This is a genomic window from Streptomyces sp. JW3 (assembly GCF_052216785.1).
In the GTDB taxonomy this organism is placed as follows: domain Bacteria; phylum Actinomycetota; class Actinomycetes; order Streptomycetales; family Streptomycetaceae; genus Streptomyces.
In genome coordinates this window covers 1-524 of the sequence record NZ_JBQOUX010000269.1, presented here as the reverse complement: position 1 = coordinate 524, position 524 = coordinate 1, and the positions used below count along the sequence as shown (strand labels likewise).

Annotated in this window: 1 protein-coding gene; it reads right to left on the bottom strand. The window is 70.8% G+C overall.

Annotated elements, in window-relative coordinates:
• Nucleotides 1-476 (bottom strand): condensation domain-containing protein (locus ACTT8P_RS38445; RefSeq protein WP_442836429.1); only part of this gene is annotated, 476 nt, incomplete at its 3' end.
• Nucleotides 477-524: the final 48 nt, after the last annotated feature.

Genomic DNA, 524 nt, shown 5'->3' with positions numbered 1-524 from the left:
AGCAACACATCCTCAACACCCGCACGAAACGCCGCCGGCACACCCCCCAACAACCCCACCGACACACCCACCGGCACTCGCACCGACACCCGACGCACACTGGTCCCGAGCCACTGAGAACGGTCCGCCGGGCGGACCGGCAGCACCGGCTGGGCGTCCCGTAGGAGTTCGGTCCACTCGGGGAGCTCGCTGAGCCGCTCGTCGCCGCCCGCCTGCGCCACCAACTCCCGGGCCCAATGCCGGAACGATGTCACCACTGGTTCCAGCCCAGCAGCACGTCCCTCGGCGAGCTCCCCGTACGCCGACGCCAGATCCGCCAGCAGCACCCGCCACGACACCCCGTCGACCACAAGATGGCTGGCCACCAGCAGCAACTGCCCCTCCGCCCCCGGCCCACCGTCGAACCAGACCGCATCGAGCATCACACCGGCCAACGGGTCCAGCCGGCCCACCGCCTCACCGGCATGCACCCCCACCAACGCCTCCAGCTCACCCCCACCCAAACCAGCCGCATCAACCCGCCG